The 4,677-nt window shown below is 70.6% G+C and carries 4 protein-coding genes and 1 pseudogene; 3 read left to right on the top strand and 2 right to left on the bottom strand.

Translation table 11 applies throughout. From position 1 onward, the window contains the following. Positions 1–166: 166 nt before the first annotated feature. Positions 167–784, bottom strand: a pseudogene (locus tag FUT87_RS22045) (FMN-dependent NADH-azoreductase); the annotation flags it as partial. A 147-nt stretch (positions 785–931) separates the two neighbouring features. Between FUT87_RS22045 and FUT87_RS22040 the strand changes: the two are divergent. Continuing rightward, a complete protein-coding gene (locus FUT87_RS22040; protein WP_147242397.1) occupies positions 932–1,879 on the top strand; it encodes a LysR family transcriptional regulator in 948 nt (315 codons plus the stop codon). Between the two features lie 8 nt (positions 1,880–1,887). Here FUT87_RS22040 and FUT87_RS22035 read toward each other — a convergent pair whose 3' ends face one another. Next, positions 1,888–2,832 (bottom strand): LysR family transcriptional regulator, encoded by a 945-nt coding sequence (locus FUT87_RS22035; RefSeq protein ID WP_091732758.1) that lies wholly within the window; start codon positions 2,830–2,832, stop codon positions 1,888–1,890. 86 nt (positions 2,833–2,918) lie between these two features. On the opposite strand from FUT87_RS22035, the gene FUT87_RS22030 reads away from it, so the two are divergent. Together FUT87_RS22030 and FUT87_RS30035 are read left to right on the top strand one after the other, a co-directional pair. Beyond that, the gene (locus FUT87_RS22030; RefSeq protein ID WP_147242396.1) at positions 2,919–3,812 is read left to right on the top strand and encodes an MBL fold metallo-hydrolase; all 894 of its coding nucleotides are present in this window, start codon (positions 2,919–2,921) and stop codon (positions 3,810–3,812) included. 658 nt (positions 3,813–4,470) lie between these two features. Further along, positions 4,471–4,677, top strand: a 207-nt coding sequence (locus tag FUT87_RS30035; protein ID WP_222617240.1) for a hypothetical protein, incomplete at its 3' end; no start/stop codon positions are given.

Below are 4,677 nucleotides of genomic sequence, written 5' to 3'. Positions count from 1 at the left end.
GCCCGGCGAAAAGCACATGACCGGCGCGGGTCTGGTCCGCCAGCCACGCGCGATGCGGTCCCAGGTGCTCGTCGATCTGGGCGGGGGGCGTCCGATAGGTCAAGGTGACGGCAAACAGCATGGCGATGGTTCCTCTCAGGCGGAAATAGGGGTGGTCAAAGGGGGTGGCCAGGGTGTCCGCCACGGCGCGCGGCACCTGCGCGAGGGCGTCCGCCATCGAGGCGTCCCGCGCCCCGGCGCCCTGGGTCAGCCGCTCGGCGCGGACGACCCGCACCTCCGCGATGCCGAGGAAACCGAAGAACGCGCGCAGGTAGGACTCCTGGAAGTCCATGCCCGCCCCGGCGCCGACCGAGTACAGGCCGCCGCGGGTCGAGGCCACGATGACCCGCCGGCCACCGGCCAGGCCGACCGGCCCGTCGGCGGTGTAGCGGAAGGTGCGACCGGGCTGCGCGATGCGGTCGATCCAGGCCTTGAGCGGGCTCGCCACCGAAAAGTTGTACATCGGCGCCCCGACCACGATGACGTCGCTGGCGAGGAACTCGGCGACCAGTTGCTCCGAGCGCGCGCGCTCCGCCGCGACGCCCGTCGGCGCGGGACCGGCGGCACCGCGGAAGCCCGCGGCGATGTCGCCCGTGAGGTGGGGCACCGCGTCGGCGGCCAAGTCGCGGTGGCAAACCTGGGCGGCGGGCGACGCCCGGAGAAGCGCGTCGACGATCGCGCGGCTGAGCTGGCGCGAAGCCGAAGCCTCGCCCTGGAGGCTGGAATCAAGGTGAAGGATCTGCATGGAAGTCAAAAGCGCAGTGGGAATGGCCGTCACGATAGGGAGCCCGGCGTTGTTGCACTAGCCGCTGCCGACAGGACAGATCGTTCTGGAATCAGGACAATCGCCCGTCCCCCTCCTCTCCTTCGACACCCGTGATCGGAAGCGCCCGTGGATGACCTGAATGACCTTGTCCTGTTCGCCGCGGTCGTCTCGCATGGCGGCTTCTCCGGCGCGGCGCGGGCGCTGGGCATCTCCAAATCGCGCGTGAGCCGGCGCGTGGCGGAACTGGAAGAGCGGCTCGCCGTGCGGCTGCTGCATCGCTCGACCCGGTCGGTCAGCGTGACCGAGGTCGGCGCCGCCTTCTTCGCCCATTGCGAGTCGATGTCGGCCTCGGCGAAGGCGGCCTACGAGGTGGCCGCCCGGGCCAACGCGAAGCCCTCGGGCCGGCTCAGGGTCAGTTGCCCGATCGGCGTCGCCCACCTGTTCCTCGCGCCGATCCTGCCCCGCTTCCTGAAGGCCAATCCCGAGGTGCGGCTGGAGCTGGACCTGACCAATCGCCGGGTAGACGTGATTGGGGAAGGTTATGACGTGGCGATCCGCATCCGGTCGGCGCTCGAGGACTCGGACCTGGTGGTGCGCCATTTCGGCACCAGCGACCAGGTGCTCGTGGCGAGTCCGTCCTTCATCGCGGCGCAGGCTGCCGTCGATTCGGCCCAGGCGCTGCAGGGCGTCCTCGGCGTGGGACCAGCCGGCGTGCGGGGCGAAAAGCCCCGCTGGCGGATGACGGACCCGCGGGGCGCGGCGGTGGAGATCGACTACCAGCCGACCTTCGCGACCGACGACGTGTACCTGATGTCGCGCATGGCGGTCGCCGGCATCGGCGCCGCGCAACTGCCCTTCCACCTCTGCGCCGACGACCTGCACGCGGGCCGCCTGGTGCCGCTGCTGCCCGACCACGGGATGCCGGCGCACCAGCTGCACGCGGTCTATCCCACCCGGCGCGGCATGGTGCCCGCGGTCAAGGCGTTCATCGAGATGCTGGTGGCGGCGCTGCCCGACTCGCTGGAGCGCGCGAACAACGAGTTCCGGCAGGCGATGCAGGGCGCCGGCGGATAGCGGGCTCCTCAGGGCCGGTCCGGCGCCTTCTGGAATCGCTCGCCCAGGACCTCGACGAACTGCCGCACCTTGGCGGGACGGAAACGCGCCGTCGGGTAGACCACATGGATGCCGCCGCTGGGCAAGGTCCAATGCGGCAGCAGGTGGACCAGCGTGCCCTGCTCCAGTTCCGCGGCCACCGCATAGTCCGGCAGCACCGACAAACCGGCGCCCAGGCACACCGCCGCGCGGACCGCCAGCGTCGCGTCGAGGCGGATCGCGGACGCCACCGTCACCGCCTGGCGCTCGCCCTGGCGGTTGGTGAACTCCCAGTGCTCCGGCGCCTTCAAGGCCGTGTTGGCGACGAAGGGCAAGGCGGCCAGTTGCTCCGGCCCCTGCTTGCGGTTCAGCCGCCGCGCCCACGCCGGCGTCCCCACCAGCAGTTGCCGGAAGCTGCCGATCTGCCGCGCCTGCAGCTGCAGGTCGGTCAGCCAGCCGACGCGGATCGCCAGTTCGGCTTCCCCCGCCAGCAGGTCCAGCGGCAGGTCGCTCAGCGTCACGTCGACCTTGCATTTCGGATGGCGCCGCGAGAACTCGACGATGGCGGGCACCACCGCCGTGAGGCCGTAGTCGAACGGCGCGGTCAGGCGCAGCGTGCCGGTCGGCTCGGTGGACACATCGAGCAGTTCGTCGAAGGCATCGCCCGCCTCGCGCAGGATGACGGCGCAGCGCTGATAGAACGCGAGCCCGGCATCGGTGGCGATCACCCGCCGCGTGCTGCGGGTCAGCAGCTGCGTCCGGTACTCCCGTTCCAGCCGCGCCACCTGCTGGCTCACCACCGCCTTCGTGACCCCCAGCCGCTCCGCCGCGGCGGTGAAGGTGCCGGCCTCCACCACCGCGGCGAAGTAGGCCAGGCGCTTCAGGTTGTCGAACGCGACCGGGCCGGCCTCGGGCTGATTGTTTGCTTTTGACATACGGAAAGTCTACTGAGGAGCAGTTTTTCTTTCCTCCGGGGATTCCTACGATGCGCTCATCCGATTCGAGCCATGAAAGGACTCCCATGATGACCCGTCGCGATTTCGTCCAGACCGCCGCCGCTGCCGGTGCAGCCTTCTCCCTGGGCGGTGCCCATGCCCAGGGCGCCGCCCCGCTGCAGTGGCAGGCCCTGCCGGCCGGCGAACGCGGCTTCTTCCGCGCGCCGGTGCTGCTGTCCGGCGCCAAGGAGGCGATCCTGATCGACGGCGGCTTTTCGCTGCCGGACGGTCGCGCGGTCGTGGAGGCGATCAAGGCCTCGGGCAAGACGCTGACCACCATCTACGTGAGCCAGAGCGATCCCGACTACTACTTCAGCCTCGGCCCGGTCAAGGCGGCCTTCCCGTCGGCCAAGGTCATCGCCGCCTCGGCCACGATCGCCGCGATCAAGGGGAACGTCGAGAAGAAGCTGGCGGTCTGGGGCCCGCAGCTGAAGGAGAACGGCCCGCAGACCCTGGCCGACGTCGTCATGCCCGAAGCCTTCGACGGCCCGGCGCTGCAGCTGGAGGGCCACGCGATCGAGATCGTGGCGGCCAGCGAGCTCGAGAACCGTCGCTACCTGTGGGTGCCGTCGCTGAAGGCGGTCTTCGGCGGCGTGCTGGTCTTCTCCGGACTGCACGTCTGGACGGCCGACACGCCGACGCCGCAGGCGCGCACCGCGTGGATCCGCAACCTCGAGGCCATCGCCGCCCGCAAGCCCGCCATCGTGGTGCCGGGCCACCTGGCGGCCGGCGCCGCGCTGGACGTCTCGGCCGTGACCTACACCCGCGACTATCTGCTGGCCTTCGAGGAAGAAGCGGCGAAGGCGGCGGACAGCGCCGCCCTGATCGCCGCGATGAAGCGGCGCTACCCGTCCGCCGGCCTGGCTCCCGCGCTGGAGATCGGCGCGAAGGTGGTCAAGGGCGAGATGAAGTGGGGCTGAGCGGAGGCCGGAAAAGAAAAGACCCGGTCGCTTGCGCGGCCGGGTCCCAAAGTCGACCCCAGGTGGTCTGCCTGCGGTCTCCCTGCTCGTGAGAGGAGAACAAGGGCCAGCGCGAGCTAGGACTCGGCGCTGACAGTCGTCATTCTGCGGATCGGCGACGGCGCAGGGAAGCGGCGGATGCCGCAAGTTCGCGTACTTCTTCGCCGGACCCCGTTGCCGGTTGCCCGACAAGGGCGGTGCGATTCCCTGACAGATGGGGCCGATGCGACACTACCGCCGCCCCGGCCTCCGGCGCGTCGCGAGAGGCGCTGGAGAGCCGCCTGAGGGGCGCCCGCCTGTCCGTCCGCCTTCCATTCATGCGCACCCGCCGCTTCAACGCCATCCGCCGTGTCGACGAGGTTTACGAGCCCATCGATGCCGCCCTGCTGCCGCTGGGCTTCACCCGGACCGGCAATGTCTACCACCGCCAGTCCGAGCACGATGTGTTTCCCGGCATCGAAGCGGTGACCTTCGGGTTCGACTACGGCTTTCGCACCTGCTGGATGCACACCACCGTCAAGATCCCGGCGCTCATCGAGCTGCTGGCGGAGGTCCGGCCGTTTGCCTATGCCAAGCGCTCGCCTGGCGGGTGCCCGATCACGCCAGCCATGTGGCCTGCATGCTCAGGCTGTCGGAGATGGCGGGGACGGCGGACGCGCCGTTGCCGCAGGGGCTTCGCTGGCGAGACGACGGCCGCCTGCAACGGGTGCGTCGCCTGCCCGCGGCGACGCTCGGCGACACCCTGGCCGCGCTGGTCCGGCAGTTCGCGTTGCCCGCCTTGCGGGAACGCCTGACGCTGCGCCGCCTGGCCGCCGCGGCCGACGCG

The sequence above is a fragment of the Mitsuaria sp. TWR114 genome, from assembly GCF_007997345.1.
This window is presented reverse-complemented; position numbering and strand designations above follow the sequence as displayed.